The following is an 18,973-nucleotide window of genomic DNA, read 5'->3' as shown; positions in this document are numbered from 1 at the left end:
AATTATCTCTGTATGGCGAATTCTGGGGAGGACAATACTAAGAATAAGGCTTCATTTACCCTAAGGGTTCCGTCGTTGTTTTCGTAGGGAGTTGTCTCGATAAAATCGATTAGGACTTGTTTCATCTCGTCGCTCATCGAGCCAGCCATTAGATCCATATTGAGTTTTTCAGCGAGCAATAAGGGAGTTGATGCCAGTGGCAATAGTGAGCTCGTATCAACACTTATCGTATTTCTCTCTTCACTGTTAAGTATTGCGCTATTTGCATACTCCTCTAGGGCGTTAGTTGTTTTTGTTATTGATTGTGCAGTTAGTATTTGGAGCTCAGGGGAAAATAAGTTGTGATCTCGGATTGTCCCAGCAGGTGAGTATGTTGGTGAGTAAAAATTGAAAACTGAATGGGCAGATAACGGTTTCTGACCGCTAATTGTATCGCTGTTGCTAAAGCGGAAGCGGTTGTTTTCCCCTGTGGCATCGTAAGCACGCCATAGTGCTGAAAACATCAATAGCGGTTCTTTTACTTTACCGAAGGATTGGCCATCTGAATGGCTGTTTAAGGCTTCCTCATCAAGCAGTATCGCCTTTATGATGGCGATCATATCTCCCTTTTTACCATGGCCGTTGTCATTAAATGCTTGTGCTACCCTTTCGACATACTTATCACTAGGATTACTGCTAACAAATCGCTGTATTAACCTTTTTGAAATAAAAGGAGCAATATTATGATGTTCAAAAAGATTGTCGATTGTTGCTGTAACTTCATCTAGTGGGAAGCCGAATTTAGGGAGTAGAGTACCGTTGAATAGAGCTTTCGCTTCATTATCATGGAAGAATATCCAGCCTTTCATAGGGATTATGTCTGAATTAAGAGTACGCTTTTCTGATATGGCTATTGTGCTGTCGCCGTAGTTCAACCCTGTAAAGACACGAGCAAGTGTCATGATCATTTCTTGGTTATAAGTCTCTGCCTGGTTATTGGCTGAGTCTAGTTTAACTGACCCGTTGTCATTGAGTTCTTTTAAGCCAATAGTGAAAAGTTGCATCACCTCTCGTGCAAAATTCTCGTCGGGTAAAATATTGTTGTTAGTGGCTTCTCTTCGGTTTCTTATACTTGAAAGGTAATAGCCCATGGCCGGATGAAGTGTGGTTTGTTGTAAAATATCTCTATAGTTTCCTAGGCTATTAGCGACTAAAATATCGTAGAAATTAGTTACTCCACGCGTTCTACATAACAGGTCGGCATTTTTTTCAGAGATAACAATTATTTGGCTTAAGGCGAAGGCTAGTCGCTGCCTTAGCTGGTCTTCGGCTTTAAGTGCACGCTGCCACCATGCGTCCATTCTTATACGTTGTTCAGCCAGAGGCATGAAGCAGTTAAGATTGGGAGAGAGGCCATCTTCAGTCATCATTGTTTCAAAAAGATCGAAATGAAGGCTGGCTGGAAGAATAGCTTGTTTGTCGATCCAGGCTTCATAGCCATGGGTCATTACATAGTCAATATCGTTTTTTACAGGGCCAAAGGTCGCCCGCATAAGAAAGCGTCTTGCGGCGCGCTCATCGGGAAGTGCTGGCGGCTCAATGACAGGTGGGGTGGTCTCGTCACCGTTATCATTTTGGTCGCCGCTGCCGCTGCCGCTGCCGCTCTGGTCGCCGCCGCTCTGGTCGCCGTTGTTTGTATCGCTGCTTTCGTCGCTTGGAAGCGGTGTGTCTGGAGCGCCGCCACCACTCCCGCCTCCGCCGCAAGCAGTCAAAATGAAAAGGAAGAGAGAGAAGCAAAAGTATTTATTTAAACGCTTAAACACAGTAATTACCTTGTTTTTATTTGTTTGCCGAATCCCGGCATAGTTTGGTAATGAGCGTTTTTTATATCATATTTTCTATATCGATAGCGCGAATTTCTTAATTCTTTCCCAAAACTGCGTGTCACTAACTGCGGACAGTGCAGTATGGTTACAGATGGTGTCACCACATCTTCTGTATTGGCCGAAACCAGTGTTTAGCTTATAGCCCTGCTAGCTCTTTTACATGTGCAGCACCGCAGCGGCCAAGTGCCGATAGATTGTAACCACCTTCTAGTGTCGAAATAATTCTACCCTGACAGAACACCTTAGCTGCGCCGTTTATCTTTTCTATAACCCACCTGTAATCGTTATCGGTTAATCGACTGTGGGATATTTCATCCTCAATATGACCGTCAAAGCCGGTGCTGAGCAAAATTAATTGGGGGCGGAGGCGATAAATCCAAGGCATGAGTTGATCATTAATAAGGTTTTTGTAGTCGCTGCCAGAGCAGTTTGTAGCGATTGGGTGTAGGGAAACGTTACGGCGACTTCGTAACTTATTGTCACGAAAAGGGAAAATGTCGGACTCGAAACTAGACCAGTACTGAATGCGTCGGCTGCCGCCTAAGATATCCTCGGTGCCGTTACCATGATGAATGTCGATATCAATAACGGCTACCTTTTTTACTCTGTGATGTTTTACAGCGTAATGCGCTGCGATAGCAATGTTGTTAAAGAAGCAGAAGCCGTTAGCCTTAGCCCTTTCCGCATGATGCCCGGGCGGGCGAGTAGCACAGAAGGCATTAGTAAACTCGCCGCTCATTACGCCATCAACAGCCCTAATCATTGCTCCTGCGCTGTGCATTGCAGCATCTAAAGTGTGAGGGCTGAGTGCTGTGTCTTCGTCGATACGAAAAAGCCCTTCTTTCGGACTGTTAATCAGTAAATTGTTGATGTAGTTGCGATCATGGGCTAGCTGAAGGTGGTGTAATTCGGCTTTAGGCGCATCGATTTGTTGAATATAATCGAAGGTGCCTGCGGCGATCAGGCAATCGCTAATGGCGTTCAGTCTTCTTGGGCATTCGGGGTGATTATTTCCCATATCATGCAGTGCACAATCGGGATGACTAATGTAGGCTGTGACCATAGTTACCACTCGGAATAGTTTTCTTTTGCACATGATAAGCTATTCACAAAGGAAGCGTAATTACTTATGAAGCGTACGGCATTTGATCATCTACTTAATCCTCGCTCAATTGCGCTATTCGGTGCTAGTGACAAGGAGCTTTCAATTGGGACGGCAGTTTTTCAGCGAATGATCGCCGTTAAGTCAGCGCTCTCAATATACCCAATCAACCCTCATCATAAGCTCCTCGGTGGCTACGTTTGTTACCCTAATCTTAAATCGGTGGGCCAGCAGGTTGATCTGGCAGTAGTTGCAACAGGTATTGGTAATGTTGCAGATATACTACGTGAATGCGGCAAGGCAGGGGTCAAAGCTGCTATTGTCGTTTCTCCCACTGGGTATCGTGATCGTGCTGAAAAACGTCGTATTTTTAAAGCATTAAGCCAGCTGGCGAATAAGTACGGCATCAAGCTATTAGGGCCGGGGTGCTTCGGTGTTCTCCGCCCAGAGAGTCATTTTGCAGCTTGGCTGGGGGTTGATGCGCCCAAGCCTGGTAAGCTGGCTTTAGTCAGCCAGTCTGGCGGTGTCTGCTCGTCAGTAATCGACTGGGCTAGGCAGCAAGATATTGGCTTCTCACAGGTTATCGCTCTCGACAATACCGCTGGTATTGATATGGGGGACATTCTTGACTATCTGACTAATGATCCCAAAACACACAGTATTTTATTGTATCTTGATCACATCAATCCGGCGCGTAAGCTGTTGAGTAGCTTGCGTGCGGCGGCTCGCATTAAGCCTGTTATTCTGCTGACAGCGCAGACGGATTCAGATGCTTTACATAATGCCGTGATTAACGCGGCGTTACGCCGAGCTGGTGTTATTAGGGCTTACCGCCTTAATGATTTAATTGGTGCGGCCGAAGTTTTGATGATGGGTAAGAAGCTGCGTCAAGAAGGACTCGGTATTGTCGCTAACGGTCGCGGTTTAAGCGCGCTAGCGGCGCAACGAGCAAGAAGTCTCAATGTGCCGCTTTATCGGCCAACAGGTGAGTGTGTTAGTGGCTTGAAAAAGTTATTACCTCGTTCGTCGGATGTTGGCAACCCGACCAATATTTATAACGACCTAGAACCAGCCCGGTTTGGTCTGGCAATAGAGGCGATGTTAGCTGACAAAGAATGTGCTGCTGTGTTGGTGATGATAGCGCCAACCGCTGTGAATGATGTCGAGGCGATTGCCGATGTCTGCTTACAGCTTCACCGCACACAAAAGAAACCAATTTTAACCTGCTGGATGGGTGGTGCGAGTGTTGAATCTGCGAGCAAGCGTATGGATGATGCTGGGATGGCCTGCTTCAGGACGCCAGAAAGTGCGATCGTAGGCTATAGCTTTTTGCTTAATTTCTATAGAAATCAGCTTCTCATGCTTGAGACGCCAAGTAGTCATGCGTTTGATAATGAGGCCGATATCGAAGGGGCTAAATCCTTGTTGTCGCCTGTTCGGCGTACTGGTGGCGGTCAGCTTCCTTTGCAGACGGCAATCTCAGTCCTTGCCTCTTTCCAGATTATGGCGAACAAGGTCGGGCGTCAGCTGCGCTATCGTGGCTTGCCACTGCAAATTGAAGTGCGTAAAGATGCCGATTTTGGCCCGGCGATACATGTGTTTATTGCGGATACCACGATAAGAATTGCAACATTACTCCCGCCTCTCAATCCGAGCTTGGTGCATGCCTTGCTGCAAAAGCTTGACTTGCCGGCAAATGCCTCAAACGATCATCTAGAGTTACAGCAACTGCTGTTGTGTGTTAGTGATATGGTTTGCGAGTTGCCTGAAGTCGAGGTTTTGAGGTTGGCTGCTGATGCAGCTGATGCTGAGTCGCCAGGTCAGGATGTCTCACTCTTCGTCAGTGCGGCAAGCAAACCTGTTCCTCGTTATTCTCATCTGGCCATCCACCCATATCCTAACCAACTACGAACGACCTATGTAACCAAAGCGGGGCGTGAAGTTTCTGTGCGCCCAATGCGCGCCGAAGACGCAATGATGGAGCGGTCTTTTGTTCTGCAGCTGTCCTCTGAGACCCGATACATGCGGTTTATGCAGAACCTTAAAGAGTTGCCGCCATTGTGGTTGGCTCGTTTTACGCAGATAGACTACTACCGTGAGATGGCTCTGATAGCCATTGTCGAGGAGGCGGGAGAGTCTGTTGAGGTTGGGGTCGTTAGATATACAAACTCAGGCGATGGTCATAGTTGCGAGTTTGCAGTGGTCGTTGCGGACGACTGGCAGGGACAAGGTGTCGCACGCTATCTGATGGAGCGCATCATAACGATAGCGGCAGAGGCTGGTTTGAAGCTGATGGTAGGGGTGGTGTTGCGACAAAATCACAAGATGAAGGCTTTTTGCAAAAGCCTTGGTTTCCAGATTCGTAGTGATCCAGACGATGATACGCTTGTTTTGGCTGAGCTTGACCTCACCCGGCCACGTTCGCGTTAAGGTAGCGTTGAGTTTTTGCTGTTGCTTGCAGAGGAGGTTAGTTGCTGAAGCATTTCCTCCAGCATCTCTAGCTTAGCGCCAGTGACAATGGCGTTGTGCTGATGTTTTGATGATTCATCGCGGCACTGCGCAAGTGTTTCGACAAGGTTGTCGATTTTCTCTTCTGCACTCTTGGTTGCCCTGCTGTAGTTGCCGTGAATTTCCGCGACTTCTTTTTGATGCACCATCTGTTGCTTGCTGTACTTGTCCGTCACTACTTCTATTTGCTCGTGTAGCTGGTTGATTAGGTGTTTGAAGCTTGAGGCGTCGTCTTCTGCTTGTTGAGTACGCTTGCGTAGAAGCTCGGCTTCCGTTTTTGTTTTGCTTTGTTGCTTCTGGAGCAGTAATAATTCAGCGCGCTGCTGTATTGAGCTTTCTTGTTGCTGGTTGATGACTTGTTGCTGCTGGAGGATTTGTGCCCCCTGCTGGCTGGCTTGTTGTTGATGCTCGTTGATGAGTTGCTCTCGTGCTAGTGCACTGGCATCTCTGAAGTGCTCGAGGCTTAATTGGCTATGCTGGTATTTTTCGTTAGCACTATCGAGGTGCTGTTCTTTCTCTTCGAGCCTTGCGTTTACAGCACTGTAGTCGTTTTTGAGCTCATTGAGCTGTGCTGTAAGTTGCGAGTTATCGTGCTTTAGCTGAGAGTTTAGCTTGTTGCTCGCCTCGTTTTTCTCCTGTAGCTCCTTGACTATAAGCAATAGCTTCTGGTTCTCCTCCTTTTGAGTGTCTTCCGCCTCAATGAGCCTGTCTTTATTTTCTTGCCACTTTTTCTCGGCCTGTCGCAACGGCTCAGCAGCTTGCTCTCTCAATTTCAGCGCCAGTGATGAAATGATTTCTGTAAGGCTGTCGTTGAGCAGCTGTTCGCTGCCTTTGAGCTGGTGTTTGTTATCCCGCCACTCCTTGAGGTATTTGCTGATCGTTGTTCGGCTACCAGTGTTGCCCAGTTCGCTGCGCAAGCTATCTACGGTTGGGTTGATGCCGGCCACAAGCAGCGCAGCAGCGGCTTTTTCAATATCGAAGTAGGTGACACCAGAGCGAGCCATAGCGAGTATTCCATCATGTGATACGTATCATCTTATATTACGTTATAAAGCCAATTATACATAGCTATTGTTTGATATTTTCTAATGATTGATAATAATGGATTATCACTTGTTATGAGTTAATGGTGTGAAAATCGATGCCTAAAATCGTTTCAAATAAGTCCGTTAGCCGGAGCCCTAAGGAAGACTCTAAAGTCCTCGTGGCCGGCTATATGGAGGCTGCCACTGCTGAAAATACACGTCGTGGCTATCGCTCAGACGTGCGTGTTTACGAGAAGTGGGGTGGTTTGTTGCCTGCTAGCCAGAATATGTTGATTGAGTTTTTGGCTGATATGGCTCAGCAAAGACAGATGTCAACATTGCGCCGTTACTTGGCTTCGATTTCAAAATGGCATCAGCTTCAGGGTTTTGTTGATCCGGCTCGTTCGACCCAGGTTAAGACGTTGATGCGAGGTATCGCGAAGCGTCACAACAGGCAGGCTAGGCAGGCGAAACCTATTGCTATTGCTGAGCTAGAAAAAATAGATGGCTACCTTTCTTTGTTGGCGGCCAATCATCTCGACGAAATGATTGATGAAAGAACGCGAAAGAAGGAGAGGTTGGTCGCGCTTAGGGATAGAGCGATGCTACTGCTTGGCTTTTGGCGCGCGATGCGTGGCGCTGAGCTGCTGTCAGTTCAAATTGAGGATATTAAGGTGATAGATGGGCAGGGTGCGGAAATCTATCTCCGCTCATCAAAAGCTGATAGGGAGGGCCGGGGGGTGACGCATCGACTGCCATGCCTTGATGCGTTATGCCCTATCGAAGCAATTAAAGCCTGGCTTTGCGAGTCGCAACTGACTAGTGGGCCCTTGTTTCGCTCGATAAACCGATGGGGTGGGGTTGCTGGTTCAGCGATGGGAGTAAATAGCCTTGCGCCATGGATGCGAGGCTTGCTTATAAAGGCCGGTGTCGCAGATAGTGAGTCCTATAGTGCTCACTCAATGCGGCGAGGGTTTGCGACTCATGCTGTTAGTTGTGGTACGGATTTAAAGGAATTGATGAGCTATGTCGGCTGGAAGGATGTAAGCAGTGCTATGCGGTACATCGATCACGAGGCGAGCTTGCAGTCGCTGTTGCCGGCACGACTGCAGCGATAGCAGTTAGAGTTATTTGTTGCGTCGCTCGATGCCTGTGTCGGCAAGAATCCGTGTTGAAATCTCTTCGATTGACTGACTGGTTGTGTCAATGACGGGGATCTTGAAGCGCTCATAGATCGAGCGTGCTTGGCGCAGCTCGTCTTCGCACTGAATGATTGATGCGTAGCGACTGTTGGCTCGACGCTCATTACGAATTGCCGAGAGTCGCTCAGGGCTTATGGATAGGGCGTATAGCTTATGACGGTATGCCTCGAGTGCTTTTGGTACCTTGTTGGACTCAAGATCTTCCTCGGTAATAGGGTAATTCGCAGCAAAGACGCCGAATTGCATTGCTAGATAAAGGCTGGTTGGGGTTTTACCGCTACGAGATACGCCAATAAGAATAATGTCGGCTTGATCATAGCGATTCAATTTTGCGCCGTCATCCGCGTCGAGTGCGTAGTGAACAGCTTCGATTCGGTTGATGTATGCAGGGTTGTCGGTGGCGTTCTGGGCGCAGCCAACACTGTAGGATGAGTGTGCTTGTAGTGATTTTTCAAGAGGCGATAAGAAACTAGAAAAAATATCGGTGATTAGTGCGTCGCAGGCACTAATTACCGCTCTAACTTCTTTGTTGATGATGGTGTCAAATACGATCGCAGGGTAGCTGTCACGCCTGCTCGATACGTTGATGGCTTCTGCGGCCTCATGCGCTTTTTCAACGGTGTCTATGTAAGGCAGGGTGTGGTGCTCAAACTCTATGCCTGGAAATTGCGCCAGCAGGCTGTGACCCAGAGCCTCGGCTGTCAGGCCGGTTCCGTCAGAAATAAAATAGACTGTACGTTTCATGGTGCTCGCCTTAACTTGTTGATATTTAATGCTTGTTGTTTTACTAGCTAAATAACTTGTATTTGGTAACCAATTTACAGATGGTTCACGTATTATCTTGCCATGCTTTGCCCCTTTCAAGATGCTTATGATAGCAGGAGAGTTTATTTTGACTGATTACGTATTGTGGTTCGACCAGTGTGGTATGGACGATGTTGATCGTGTAGGTGGCAAGAATGCCTCTCTTGGTGAGATGATAAGTAACCTTTCTGGTGCGGGTGTCAGCGTTCCAAACGGCTTTGCGACAACAGCGCAAGCCTATCGTGACTTCATTGATCAAAATAATCTAGAGAAGCGCATCAACGATGAACTTAATTCTCTAGACGTTGAAGACGTTAAGGCGCTCGCTGAGGTTGGTGCTAAAATTCGCCAATGGGTACTCGATGCTCCTTTCGCAGGTAAGCTAAAGAGCGAAATCGAAGCTGCCTACATTAAGCTTCAAAACGGCAACGCTAATCTTGGTGTGGCTGTTCGTTCTTCTGCGACGGCGGAAGACCTTCCGGACGCCTCTTTCGCTGGGCAGCAAGAGACTTTCTTGAATATTAAGGGGCTTGATAACGTCTTTGTTGCCATCAAAGAAGTGTTCGCCTCCCTCTATAATGACCGTGCAATTTCATATCGTGTGCACCAGGGCTTCGATCATTCCGAAGTTGCCCTTTCGGCGGGTATTCAGCGCATGGTACGCAGTGAGACGGGCGTGGCCGGCGTTATGTTCACCTTAGATACTGAGACAGGATTTAACGATGTTGTTTTCGTCACATCTTCCTACGGCTTGGGTGAAACTGTTGTGCAGGGTTCTGTCAATCCAGATGAGTTCTATGTACATAAGCAAATTCTGAAGAATAAGCGTCCAGCAGTACTGCGTCGTAACTTGGGCAGCAAACAGATTAAGATGATCTATGGTGAGGAGGCGTCGGCAGGGCGTAGCGTTAAAACTGTAGATGTTTCAGAGCAAGAGAGAAACAGCTTCTCGCTGAATGACGCCGAGGTAGAGGCGCTTGCTGAGCAGGCTCTTATTATAGAGAAGCACTATGGCCGCCCGATGGACATCGAGTGGGCAAAAGATGGTGATGACCAGCAACTCTATATCGTTCAGGCGCGCCCAGAAACAGTCAAGAGTCGCGATAACACCACGAAGATGGAGCGCTATCTAATGAAGGGCCGCAGTAAGGTCGTTTGTGAAGGGCGCTCTATTGGTCACCGTATCGGTAGCGGTAAAGTTAAGGTTATCGAAGATATCTCGCAGATGGATCGCGTGGAAGATGGTGATGTCCTGGTTACGGATATGACCGACCCAGATTGGGAGCCGGTGATGAAGCGTGCTTCTGCTATCGTCACGAATCGTGGTGGACGGACATGTCATGCGGCAATTATCGCTCGCGAGCTTGGGATTCCAGCTGTCGTTGGTTGCGGTGATGCGACTGAGCTGATTGCCGAAGGGCGTGAAGTGACCGTTTCTTGCGCAGAGGGTGACACTGGCTTTGTTTACGATGGCTTGCTTGAGTTCGATATCAATACATCCGATATCAAAAATATGCCAGAGCTGCCGTTTAAATTAATGATGAACGTTGGTAACCCTGATCGAGCGTTTGACTTCCAGGCCTACCCGAATGATGGCGTTGGTCTTGCGCGTCTCGAGTTTATTATTAATCGGATGATCGGAGTGCATCCTAAGGCGCTACTAAACTACGATAGCTTGACCCGTGACGTTAAGGCATCTGTCGATCGTCGTATCGCAGGCTACGAGTCGCCGCGTGAGTTCTATGTGCAGAAGATCGTTGAGGGTGTTTCATCGATTGCGGGTGCTTTCTATGGCAAGAAAGTTATTGTGCGCATGTCGGACTTCAAGTCTAACGAGTATGCGCATCTTGTTGGTGGCAGCGTTTATGAGCCGGTTGAAGAAAATCCGATGCTAGGCTTCCGTGGTGCAGGGCGCTATATCTCTGACTCGTTCCGTGAGTGCTTTGATCTTGAGTGTGAGGCGATTAAGCGAGTTCGTAACGATATGGGGCTCACCAATGTCGAAGTTATGATCCCATTCGTAAGAACAGTCGACGAAGCCCGTCAAGTCAGCGAGATACTTGAGGAAAACGGCCTTAAGCGAGGCGATAATGGCTTGCGCTTGATAATGATGTGTGAACTTCCGGCAAACGCTTTGCTAGCCGACCAGTTCCTGCAGTATTTTGACGGTTTCTCAATTGGCTCGAATGACTTGACTCAGTTGACGCTTGGTCTTGACCGAGACTCAGGGCTTGTGGCGCAACTGTTTGATGAGCGCAATGACGCAGTAAAAGCATTGCTTGCGATGGCAATAAAAGCCTGTCGAGATGCAGGCAAGTATGTGGGGATCTGCGGCCAAGGGCCTTCCGATCATCCAGACTTCGCACGCTGGCTGATGGATCAAGGTATTGAGAGCATTTCTCTTAATCCGGATTCTGTGCTGGAGACTTGGATGTATCTTGGCGGTGAGACCGAGTAATAGCGGAAATTGATTAAAAAAACCGGCAATTGCCGGTTTTTTTTGCTCTGCTAGTTGCTAAGTGTCATCTTTTGGTGGGGGATGCCTGCTTCCATAAAGGTATCGCCCGTCGCCTCAAAGCCATAGCGTTGATAGAAGCCTATAGCGTGTGTTTGTGCGTTCAACATAACATTTTCAATGTTGTTTGCCGCGCAATACTTCACGATAGTCGCGAGAATGGCCCCGCCCACCCCTAGGCCTCGTGCATGCTTATATACAGCCATTCGGCCAATCTGACCGGACTCCATCAAACGTCCGCAACCGAGTACGATGTCGTCTTGATAGGCGATAAAGTGTTTGCTGCTGCGATCGTATTCATCCCATTCTTCATCAGGCGGGCATGATTGCTCTTCGATAAAGACCTTGGTTCTTATTTCTGTTAGTTCTTTCTGGTAGTTAAACCAGTTTACCGGTTGGACTTTAATCTTCGATGAATTCAATGTGGTCATTTGCAAGTAGCTCGATTAGTAATTTGGTGGATGCCTCGTCATTGAGTTGTTCGTACATTTCTTCGATGATGAGGCCGCCACTGTCGGCAAGTTGTTTAGCTATTTGAATACTGCCTTGGGTGTTGCAGTCGAAGCTTTGACCATCGACAAACAAGAGGCAAGTATCCTTTAAGTTAAAGTAGCTTAATTTAGAGCAGTTGTTGCGAGCAATCATGCTGCTGCTGTCGATGAGGTCAAGCATTTCAGCTTGACTGATAGGCTCGGCGGGAGAAAAAAGATCCGGGTTTTTAGCTTCGGTTACCATTTCACCGAAAGCGCGTGCGAGCTGTGTTTCATCGTCGGCAATGCTGAGCAGTATTCTCTTTACTTTGTCGAGTGCGGCTTCGGTGATTTCGCCTGGGTTTTCGGTGACCTCTAGCTCCGGGTCGGTGTAGCGCTCTTTGTCGCTGCAGCGGCTTAGGTAGTCGTTGCAGAGATGGCCGATAATGTCGCTATTGGTGGGTGTGGTGTAACCGATGGAGTAGGTCATTGATTCGCCAATAGCTCTGCCCCAATGGCTGTAGCAAGGTGGAATGTAGAGCATGTCGCCTTCTTCGAGGATCCAGTCGTTTTCTGTCTCCATGTCCGCCAAAATCTTAAGTTGGGGATGCTCCTTTAGCGGAGTATTATCGTCACACTTGCCGCCCACTTGCCAGCGTCTTTTCCCGAGCCCTTGAATAAGAAAGACATCATAGTTGTCAAAGTGTGGGCCGACGCTTGCGTCGTCGACAGCATAAGAAATCATTACGTCGTCAACACGCCAGTTCGGTGCAAACCTGAACTCTTCTAGCAGGTCTGCTACCGGCTCGCTCCATTGGTCGACGCCTTGCACTAGAAGTGTCCAATGCTTCTTCGGGAGGTTGGCAAAGCGCTCTTCATTGAAAGGGCCGTGTTCGAGTTGCCAGCTGTCAAACTTGGCGTTACCAACGAGGATTCTAGATTCGATGAAGTCTTCTAGTGCGAGTCCCGCGAGTTCGTCGGGGCTGATTAGCGGCTGCCAGTCGGGGAAGGCGTTTTTGATCAGTAGAGGCTTTTTTTGCCAGTACTCAGACATGAATTGTTCGAGCGAAATATTGCCAAAGAGGGGCATGAGGGGCCTTTGTGTGTGTCGGTAGAGGGAATAATAGCGGCTTAGTAGCTGATTGAAAATCGCGTGTGTTGCGGCAGCATTTTGTAAGAGGTGCTCTAGGCGTGAAGGAGGGGTGGCTAGCCGCCTTGGGCGGCTAGTCGTAGGCTAGGGCTTAGATGTCCTTGGCCTGTTTTGCGGCATTCCCTATATAGTTAGCCGGCGTAAGCTCGCGCATAGCTTGTTTGGCCTCTTCCGGTATGGCGAGCGTTTCAACGAAGGCGAGGATGGTTTCCTTGTTGATGTCCTGGCCGCGAGTCAGCGCTTTCAATTTCTCGTAGGGCTCCTCGATGTGGTAGCGACGCATAATGGTTTGAATAGGCTCGGCTAGAACCTCCCAGGCGTTATTAAGGTCGTCACCGATGCGTTCGGCGTTGACTTGTAGCTTGCCAAGACCTTTAATTGTTGATTCGTAAGCGATTAAGCTATAACCAAGGCCAACACCCATGTTCCGTAGAACTGTTGAGTCGGTAAGGTCGCGCTGCCAGCGAGAAACGGGGAGCTTGCTAGAGAGGTGGTTCATTACTGCGTTGGCAATGCCAAGGTTGCCCTCTGAGTTCTCAAAGTCAATTGGGTTGACTTTGTGTGGCATTGTTGATGATCCAACTTCCCCGGCGATTGTACGCTGCTTGAAAAAGCCCATAGAAACGTAGCCCCAGATGTCACGATCAAGGTCGATCAGGATCGTGTTAAAGCGGGCGATGGCGTCATAGAGCTCGGCGATATAATCGTGTGGCTCTATTTGTGTTGTGTAAGGGTTGAAGGTTAGGCCGAGCCCTTCGATGAAGCCCTTGGCGTGAGCTACCCAGTCAACTTCAGGGTAGGCGCTAAGGTGGGCATTGTAGTTGCCTACTGCTCCGTTGATTTTGCCTAATAGCTCAACAGACTTAATTTGCTCTAGTTGACGCTGCAGGCGGGCAACCACGTTGGCAAGCTCTTTGCCGACAGTTGTTGGGCTGGCGGTTTGGCCATGGGTGCGCGATAGCATCGGCAGCTCTGCAAGCTCGTGAGCCATCTCACGCAATTTATCGATAATCTTTTGGCAGAGAGGTACAAGAACGTTTTCACGCCCCTCTTTCAGCATCAAAGCGTGGCTGAGGTTGTTGATGTCTTCGCTTGTGCAGGCGAAGTGAACAAACTCGTTGATTGCCAGCAGTTCGTTGTTGCCTTCAAATTTCTCTTTGATGAGATATTCAACGGCCTTAACGTCATGATTGGTTGTGCGCTCAATCTCTTTGACGCGCATGGCCTCACTGGTAGTGAAGCTGCTGACAAGATTGTTGAGGAGTTCGTTGGCTTCCGCGCTAAATGCGGCTAGCTCAGTAATTTGCGAATGATTTGCAAGAGACTGAAGCCAGCGCACCTCGACGGTGACACGGCTTTTGATGAGACCAAACTCGCTGAAGATATCCCTGAGCGATTCGGTTTTGCTTCCGTAGCGGCCGTCGATTGGTGATACTGCTGTTAACGCTGATAAGTCCATGGACCTTCCTGATTTGCTTTAGTTGGCGCGCCATGCGCCACACAGTTGGAATGAGGGGTGCTGAAAAGGGCGCGAGTATACAATATTTTAAGGTCGCAGTTAATCTGGAATTGTACTTTTCTGCCGTAAAGATCGTGTATCTCTAAGGATTTGGCGACGATTCAGTAGTAATTGCCATCTGCGGCCACCGAGTTGGCGCCAGAGCATGGCTGACCTCACGCCAGCAAGGAGCAGGGCGCGAATCTTGTCGGCATTGGCGGGTGTCTTCAAGTGTTGGACGTTGCCGGTGACTTGTACGCGAAAGGTGAGCGACGATAAGGTGTCTTGGTAGAGTCCTGCGACAGAGGTGATTAATGGTTGCGGGTTGTTATCGTAATTATCGAGATTGAAAGCGGCATGCTGTAGGCGAGAATGGATAATCCCCAGCATCTGACTTTGACTTGATAGTTTCTTATTGAGATGCAGCAGGCTCATTACGTAGCGCAATATCTCGGGCTTTCCCTCGATATCGTCTTTGCCTAATAGCCCCTCGATTAGCTTTAAGCCACTACTAAGTTGATGACGGTCGCCGTAGATCTGCTCTGTGCTGTCGGGGTCAAAGGCAAAGAGGCTGCGCAAGCAGGTATCGAGCTCGGGCTTGCTGCAGACGCCTGTCCTTGCAATTTGGTCCACGAGTTTTGCTGCTTGTACGATGCCCGCAAGTGCGAGTGTTTGCTGCTGGTGACGATTCATAATCAACTATTGTTTAATTTTACTGTGTGACAGGAGACTCAATAGGCGGCGTTTCATCGAATGTGTATTCGATAATGCCGCCACCTAGGCAAGTTTCACCATCATAGAAAACGACTGACTGACCAGGGGTCATAGCGCGTTGGAGTTGGTCGAAATGCACGCGATAGCCGCCATCGGGGTCGCCTTCAATCAGACAGCCTTGATCAGGTTGTCGATACCGAGTTTTGGCGCTGCAGCGCAATGGAAGCGAGGGGCCCTTGCCATCAATCCAGTAGACCTGTCGTGTTGTTAGTGTTTTCTTAAAGAGTCGAGGGTGTTGGCTGCCTTGGGCAACCAAAAGGATGTTGTTCTCTAAATCTTTGTCGACCACATACCAGGCATCGTGTTTGTTGTTACCAGCGACACCACCGATGCCAAGACCCTGACGCTGTCCTAGTGTGTGGTACATAAGCCCAGAGTGCTTGCCCATGCTATGGCCGTCTGTTGATACTATTGGGCCGGGCTGGGCGGGTAGGTATTGTGCTAGAAAATCCTTAAAGCGACGCTCACCGATGAAGCAGATGCCGGTGCTATCTTTCTTCTTTGCTGTCGCTAGCTGGTGCTCTTCTGCAATTTCGCGAACCAGTGGCTTCTCCATCTCGCCGATAGGGAATAGGCACTTAGAAAGCTCTTCGCAACCAACAGCATGCAAGAAGTAGCTTTGGTCTTTGTTGTTATCTAGCCCTTTCAAAAGCTCGGTGCCATTCTCGCCCTGTTTACGCCTGACGTAATGCCCGGTGGCGATGAGGTCGGCGCCCAGAGTGATGGCATAGTCGAGGAAGGCCCGAAACTTGATTTCACGGTTACACAGCACGTCGGGGTTGGGGGTGCGGCCGGCCTTATATTCCGCTAAGAAGTGCTCGAAAACGTTGTCCCAGTACTCTGCTGCGAAATTGGCAGTGTGGAGCTTGATGCCAAGCTTGTCTGCTACGGCCTGCGCGTCAGCAAGGTCGTCTTTCGCGGTGCAGTAATCTGTGCCGTCGTCCTCGTCCCAGTTTTTCATAAACAAGCCTTCGACATCATACCCCTGCTGAAGAAGGAGTAGGGCAGAGACTGATGAATCGACACCGCCGGACATGCCGACAATGACTTTTTGGGTAGATCTCATTTGTAAACCTGTACTAATAAATCACACTAAGGGGGTAAATTTGCCCATCTCTGTGACGATTGATGGATTTTATAACTAAGGGGCTGCGCATTCTAGCAGATAAAGCGATTATTTCGGCATAGCTCAGCCAATGAACTTTGTGTATATCTTCATCTAATATGGCGTCATCGTGATATATTGCAAGGTCGGCTGCAAAGGTCGTACGGAAATAGGTGGAGCCATTCGCTGCTTCGTAGCGTGAGTGGCCAATCAGAGCAGTGATCTCTACTTGGTAGGCTGTCTCTTCAAGAGTTTCCCGGCAAGCGGCGTCAACAAGGCTCTCGTGTGCCTCAACATGCCCGGCTGGCTGGTTAAAGACGAGTAAGTTACTGTCTTTACAGCGCTCTTCTACCATCAGGTATTGAGTGTGACCCCTGAACTCCCGTGTTACGACGGTCGCGACAGTAATATGGGGCGTGAAGCTATGTTGCATATAAAAAGCTCAGTGTTTATTCGCGTATGAACGATGCTGTAGGCCTGCTGCGAAGGCTGCCATTGATTCTAACACGCTGCTCTAGCAATCGATGAGTTTGTCGGCTTTTTTATCATGTTGCCCTTTTTAACCTTCACCTAATAATCTAAATGAATGACACATATAATTGTTAATGATGATATATTGTGCCTCGCATTTTAATGAAGGGGTTCGAGCATTGTTGACAAAGGTGATCACGAGTCATCTTTTATTGAGCCTCGGGCGAACCCGCCATAAGACTGTTAGGAACATACATGACGCTAGATACTTCAAAAATAATTTACACACAAACCGATGAAGCACCTGCTCTCGCTACATTCTCACTACTGCCAATCGTGCAGGCTTTTACTGGTGCCGCAGGCATCGAAGTTGAGACTCGAGACATCTCTCTTGCTGGTCGTATCATCGCTAACTTCCCTGATAACCTAACGGCAGAACAGCAACAAAGTGATGCTCTTGCCGAGCTCGGTGAGCTCGCAAAAACACCCTCTGCCAATATCATTAAGCTACCGAACATCAGTGCTTCGATTCCACAGCTCAATGCTGCAATAGCAGAGCTTCAGGCGAAGGGATATGACATCCCTGATTACCCTGAAGAGGTAACTAATGACTCCGAGCAGGCTGTTAAAGACCGCTATTCAAAGGTGCTAGGAAGCGCTGTAAACCCAGTGTTGCGTGAAGGTAACTCTGATCGCCGCGTTGCTGCGCCGGTAAAGAATTTCGCGAAGAAAAACCCTCACTCAATGGGTGAGTGGTCTAGCACCTCGAAGACCAATGTTGCCCATATGTCGTCAGGTGATTTTTACGGCAGCGAGCAATCTGCTGTTATGGCTGCTGACACTGACGTACGTATTGAGTTGCTGGCAAATGGTCAGACGACTACGTTAAAAGCGAGCAACCCGTTGTTGGCCGGTGAAGTTATTGATGCATCTGTTATGAGCGTCAAGTCACTGCGCGCCTTTTTTGAGGCAGAGATGCAAGACGCCAAGGCAGAGGGTGTAATGTTATCACTACACCTTAAGGCGACGATGATGAAGGTCTCCGACCCTATCATGTTTGGTCATGCGGTTACCGTTTACTTTAAAGATGTTTTTGAGAAGTATGCCGAGCTATTTGAAGAGCTTGGTGTTGATGCAAGTAATGGTCTCGGCGATGTTTATGCCAAAATCCAAAGCTTAAGCGAAGATCAGCAGCAAGAGATCGTGGCAGCGATCGATGCGGTTTATAGTTCACGACCAGAATTGGCGATGGTGGACTCTGATCGCGGCATTACCAATCTACATGTTCCTAGTGATGTGATTATTGACGCCTCTATGCCGGCAGCAATTCGCTCTTCAGGCATGATGTGGGGGACCGATGGTAAGCTGCATGACACTAAGGCAATGATCCCTGATCGTTGCTATGCCGGTGTTTATCAAGAGACCATTGATTTCTGTAAGCAGCATGGCGCCTTCGATGTTACTACGATGGGTAATGTTGCAAATGTTGGCTTAATGGCCAAGAAGGCAGAAGAGTACGGTTCGCACGATAAGACTTTCAAGATCCCTGCCGATGGTGTTGTTCGCGTCATAGATAGCGAAGATCGTGTGGTTTTCGAGCATGATGTTGAGAAAGGTGACATCTGGCGCATGTGTCAGGTGAAGGATGTCGCGATAAAGGATTGGGTTAAGCTCGCTGTTAATCGTGCTAAAGCGACCAGTTCTCCAGCGGTTTTTTGGTTAGACAAGAGCCGCGCACACGACAGCAACCTCATCTCTATTGTTGAAAGGTATCTGCAGGATTACGATATCGCAGACTTAGAGATTAAGGTTATGTCGCCTGTTGAGGCTACTCGCTACACGCTTGAGCGTGTTAAGGCTGGTCAAGATACGATCTCTGTAACAGGGAACGTGCTGCGTGATTACTTGACAGATCTTTTTCCGATCCTTGAACTTGGCACTAGCGCAAAAATGCTATCGATTGTACCTCTGCTGGCTGGCGGTGGTTTATTTGAAACGGGCGCAGGCGGTTCGGCGCCAAAGCACGTGCAGCAATTTGAGCAAGAAGGCCATTTGCGCTGGGACTCGCTCGGTGAATTTTTAGCGCTATCGGTCTCAATTGAAGATCTTGCAGTTAAGTCAGGTAACCAAGCCGCGAAGGTTCTCGCTGAGACGCTGAATACTGCGACAGATATGTTCTTGGAGAGCAACAAGTCGCCTTCGCGCCGTGTCAACGAGCTGGATAATCGTGGTAGCCACTACTATCTTGCGCTTTACTGGGCCCAGTCATTGGCGGCTCAAACAGATGATAAGGCGTTGCAGCAGCGCTTTGCAGCATTCGCTGAGCTCTTGTCTTCAAACGAAGAGAAGATCGTTAAGGAGCTCAACGATGCTCAGGGAGAGGCGATCGATTTAGGTGGCTATTATCTGCTGGATCAAAAGAAGGCAGAAGACTCAATGCGACCTAGTGCGACCCTGAATGAAGCGATAGCTTCAATCTAAGAT

General features: G+C 48.6%; 14 protein-coding genes. 4 read left to right on the top strand and 10 right to left on the bottom strand.

Annotated features, from left to right (window positions below):
* Positions 1–2 precede the first annotated feature (2 nt).
* Together EDC56_RS00435 and EDC56_RS00430 are read right to left on the bottom strand one after the other, a co-directional pair.
* Positions 3–1,802, bottom strand: coding sequence for a DUF1800 domain-containing protein (locus EDC56_RS00435; RefSeq protein WP_123710573.1), 1,800 nt, complete (start codon positions 1,800–1,802; stop codon positions 3–5).
* A gap of 199 nt (positions 1,803–2,001) precedes the next feature.
* A complete protein-coding gene (locus EDC56_RS00430) occupies positions 2,002–2,928 on the bottom strand; it encodes a histone deacetylase family protein (RefSeq protein ID WP_162844034.1) in 927 nt (308 codons plus the stop codon).
* A 66-nt stretch (positions 2,929–2,994) separates the two neighbouring features.
* Here EDC56_RS00430 and EDC56_RS00425 point away from each other — a divergent pair, with 66 nt between their 5' ends.
* Positions 2,995–5,397, top strand: a complete 2,403-nt coding sequence (locus tag EDC56_RS00425; protein WP_123710571.1) for a bifunctional acetate--CoA ligase family protein/GNAT family N-acetyltransferase — start codon at positions 2,995–2,997, stop codon at positions 5,395–5,397.
* Here the strand turns inward: EDC56_RS00425 and EDC56_RS00420 are convergent.
* The gene (locus EDC56_RS00420) at positions 5,394–6,479 is read right to left on the bottom strand and encodes a DNA-binding protein (protein WP_123710570.1); all 1,086 of its coding nucleotides are present in this window, start codon (positions 6,477–6,479) and stop codon (positions 5,394–5,396) included. The genes EDC56_RS00425 and EDC56_RS00420 overlap by 4 nt on opposite strands.
* Positions 6,480–6,616: 137 nt before the next feature.
* Here EDC56_RS00420 and EDC56_RS00415 point away from each other — a divergent pair, with 137 nt between their 5' ends.
* Positions 6,617–7,618, top strand: a complete 1,002-nt coding sequence (locus EDC56_RS00415) for a site-specific integrase (protein WP_123710569.1) — start codon at positions 6,617–6,619, stop codon at positions 7,616–7,618.
* A 9-nt stretch (positions 7,619–7,627) separates the two neighbouring features.
* Here EDC56_RS00415 and ppsR read toward each other — a convergent pair whose 3' ends face one another.
* Positions 7,628–8,446 carry a posphoenolpyruvate synthetase regulatory kinase/phosphorylase PpsR gene (gene ppsR, locus EDC56_RS00410; RefSeq protein ID WP_123710568.1) on the bottom strand — a complete coding sequence of 273 codons (819 nt, stop codon included), beginning with the start codon at positions 8,444–8,446 and terminating at the stop codon, positions 7,628–7,630.
* Between the two features lie 148 nt (positions 8,447–8,594).
* Between ppsR and ppsA the strand changes: the two genes are divergently transcribed.
* Positions 8,595–10,964 carry a phosphoenolpyruvate synthase gene (ppsA, locus tag EDC56_RS00405; RefSeq protein WP_123711710.1) on the top strand — a complete coding sequence of 790 codons (2,370 nt, stop codon included), beginning with the start codon at positions 8,595–8,597 and terminating at the stop codon, positions 10,962–10,964.
* Between the two features lie 50 nt (positions 10,965–11,014).
* On the opposite strand, the gene EDC56_RS00400 is transcribed toward ppsA, so the two are convergent.
* The 6 genes from EDC56_RS00400 to EDC56_RS00375 form a co-directional block, all read right to left on the bottom strand.
* A complete protein-coding gene (locus tag EDC56_RS00400; protein WP_123710567.1) occupies positions 11,015–11,452 on the bottom strand; it encodes a GNAT family N-acetyltransferase in 438 nt (145 codons plus the stop codon).
* Positions 11,424–12,545: a cupin domain-containing protein gene (locus EDC56_RS00395; protein ID WP_162844033.1), complete on the bottom strand. Its 1,122-nt coding sequence runs from the start codon at positions 12,543–12,545 to the stop codon at positions 11,424–11,426. Before EDC56_RS00395 ends, EDC56_RS00400 begins: the two co-directional genes overlap by 29 nt.
* 187 nt (positions 12,546–12,732) lie before the next feature.
* Positions 12,733–14,100 (bottom strand): adenylosuccinate lyase, encoded by a 1,368-nt coding sequence (gene purB / locus EDC56_RS00390; protein ID WP_123710565.1) that lies wholly within the window; start codon positions 14,098–14,100, stop codon positions 12,733–12,735.
* 99 nt (positions 14,101–14,199) lie between these two features.
* Positions 14,200–14,832 carry a high frequency lysogenization protein HflD gene (hflD, locus tag EDC56_RS00385; protein ID WP_123710564.1) on the bottom strand — a complete coding sequence of 211 codons (633 nt, stop codon included), beginning with the start codon at positions 14,830–14,832 and terminating at the stop codon, positions 14,200–14,202.
* A 19-nt stretch (positions 14,833–14,851) separates the two neighbouring features.
* Entirely contained in the window at positions 14,852–15,979 is a 1,128-nt protein-coding gene (gene mnmA / locus EDC56_RS00380) for a tRNA 2-thiouridine(34) synthase MnmA (protein WP_123710563.1), read from the bottom strand.
* A gap of 13 nt (positions 15,980–15,992) precedes the next feature.
* The gene (locus EDC56_RS00375) at positions 15,993–16,451 is read right to left on the bottom strand and encodes an NUDIX domain-containing protein (RefSeq protein WP_123710562.1); all 459 of its coding nucleotides are present in this window, start codon (positions 16,449–16,451) and stop codon (positions 15,993–15,995) included.
* A gap of 293 nt (positions 16,452–16,744) precedes the next feature.
* Between EDC56_RS00375 and EDC56_RS00370 the strand changes: the two genes are divergently transcribed.
* Entirely contained in the window at positions 16,745–18,970 is a 2,226-nt protein-coding gene (locus EDC56_RS00370) for an NADP-dependent isocitrate dehydrogenase (RefSeq protein ID WP_123710561.1), read from the top strand.
* The last annotated feature ends 3 nt before the right edge of the window (positions 18,971–18,973 follow it).

The sequence above is a fragment of the Sinobacterium caligoides genome (genome assembly GCF_003752585.1).
Classification (GTDB): domain Bacteria; phylum Pseudomonadota; class Gammaproteobacteria; order Pseudomonadales; family Sinobacteriaceae; genus Sinobacterium; species Sinobacterium caligoides.
This window is presented reverse-complemented; position numbering and strand designations above follow the sequence as displayed.

Coding starts and splice junctions, on each gene's coding strand:
- purB (WP_123710565.1), bottom strand. CDS start 14,100: ATGGACTTATCAGCGTTAACAGCAGTATCACCAATCGACGGCCGCTAC.
- mnmA (WP_123710563.1), bottom strand. CDS start 15,979: ATGAGATCTACCCAAAAAGTCATTGTCGGCATGTCCGGCGGTGTCGAT.
- EDC56_RS00420 (WP_123710570.1), bottom strand. CDS start 6,479: ATGGCTCGCTCTGGTGTCACCTACTTCGATATTGAAAAAGCCGCTGCT.
- hflD (WP_123710564.1), bottom strand. CDS start 14,832: ATGAATCGTCACCAGCAGCAAACACTCGCACTTGCGGGCATCGTACAA.
- EDC56_RS00370 (WP_123710561.1), top strand. CDS start 16,745: ATGACGCTAGATACTTCAAAAATAATTTACACACAAACCGATGAAGCA.
- EDC56_RS00415 (WP_123710569.1), top strand. CDS start 6,617: ATGCCTAAAATCGTTTCAAATAAGTCCGTTAGCCGGAGCCCTAAGGAA.
- EDC56_RS00395 (WP_162844033.1), bottom strand. CDS start 12,545: ATGTCTGAGTACTGGCAAAAAAAGCCTCTACTGATCAAAAACGCCTTC.
- EDC56_RS00425 (WP_123710571.1), top strand. CDS start 2,995: ATGAAGCGTACGGCATTTGATCATCTACTTAATCCTCGCTCAATTGCG.
- EDC56_RS00430 (WP_162844034.1), bottom strand. CDS start 2,928: ATGGTCACAGCCTACATTAGTCATCCCGATTGTGCACTGCATGATATG.
- ppsR (WP_123710568.1), bottom strand. CDS start 8,446: ATGAAACGTACAGTCTATTTTATTTCTGACGGAACCGGCCTGACAGCC.
- EDC56_RS00400 (WP_123710567.1), bottom strand. CDS start 11,452: ATGACCACATTGAATTCATCGAAGATTAAAGTCCAACCGGTAAACTGG.
- EDC56_RS00375 (WP_123710562.1), bottom strand. CDS start 16,451: ATGCAACATAGCTTCACGCCCCATATTACTGTCGCGACCGTCGTAACA.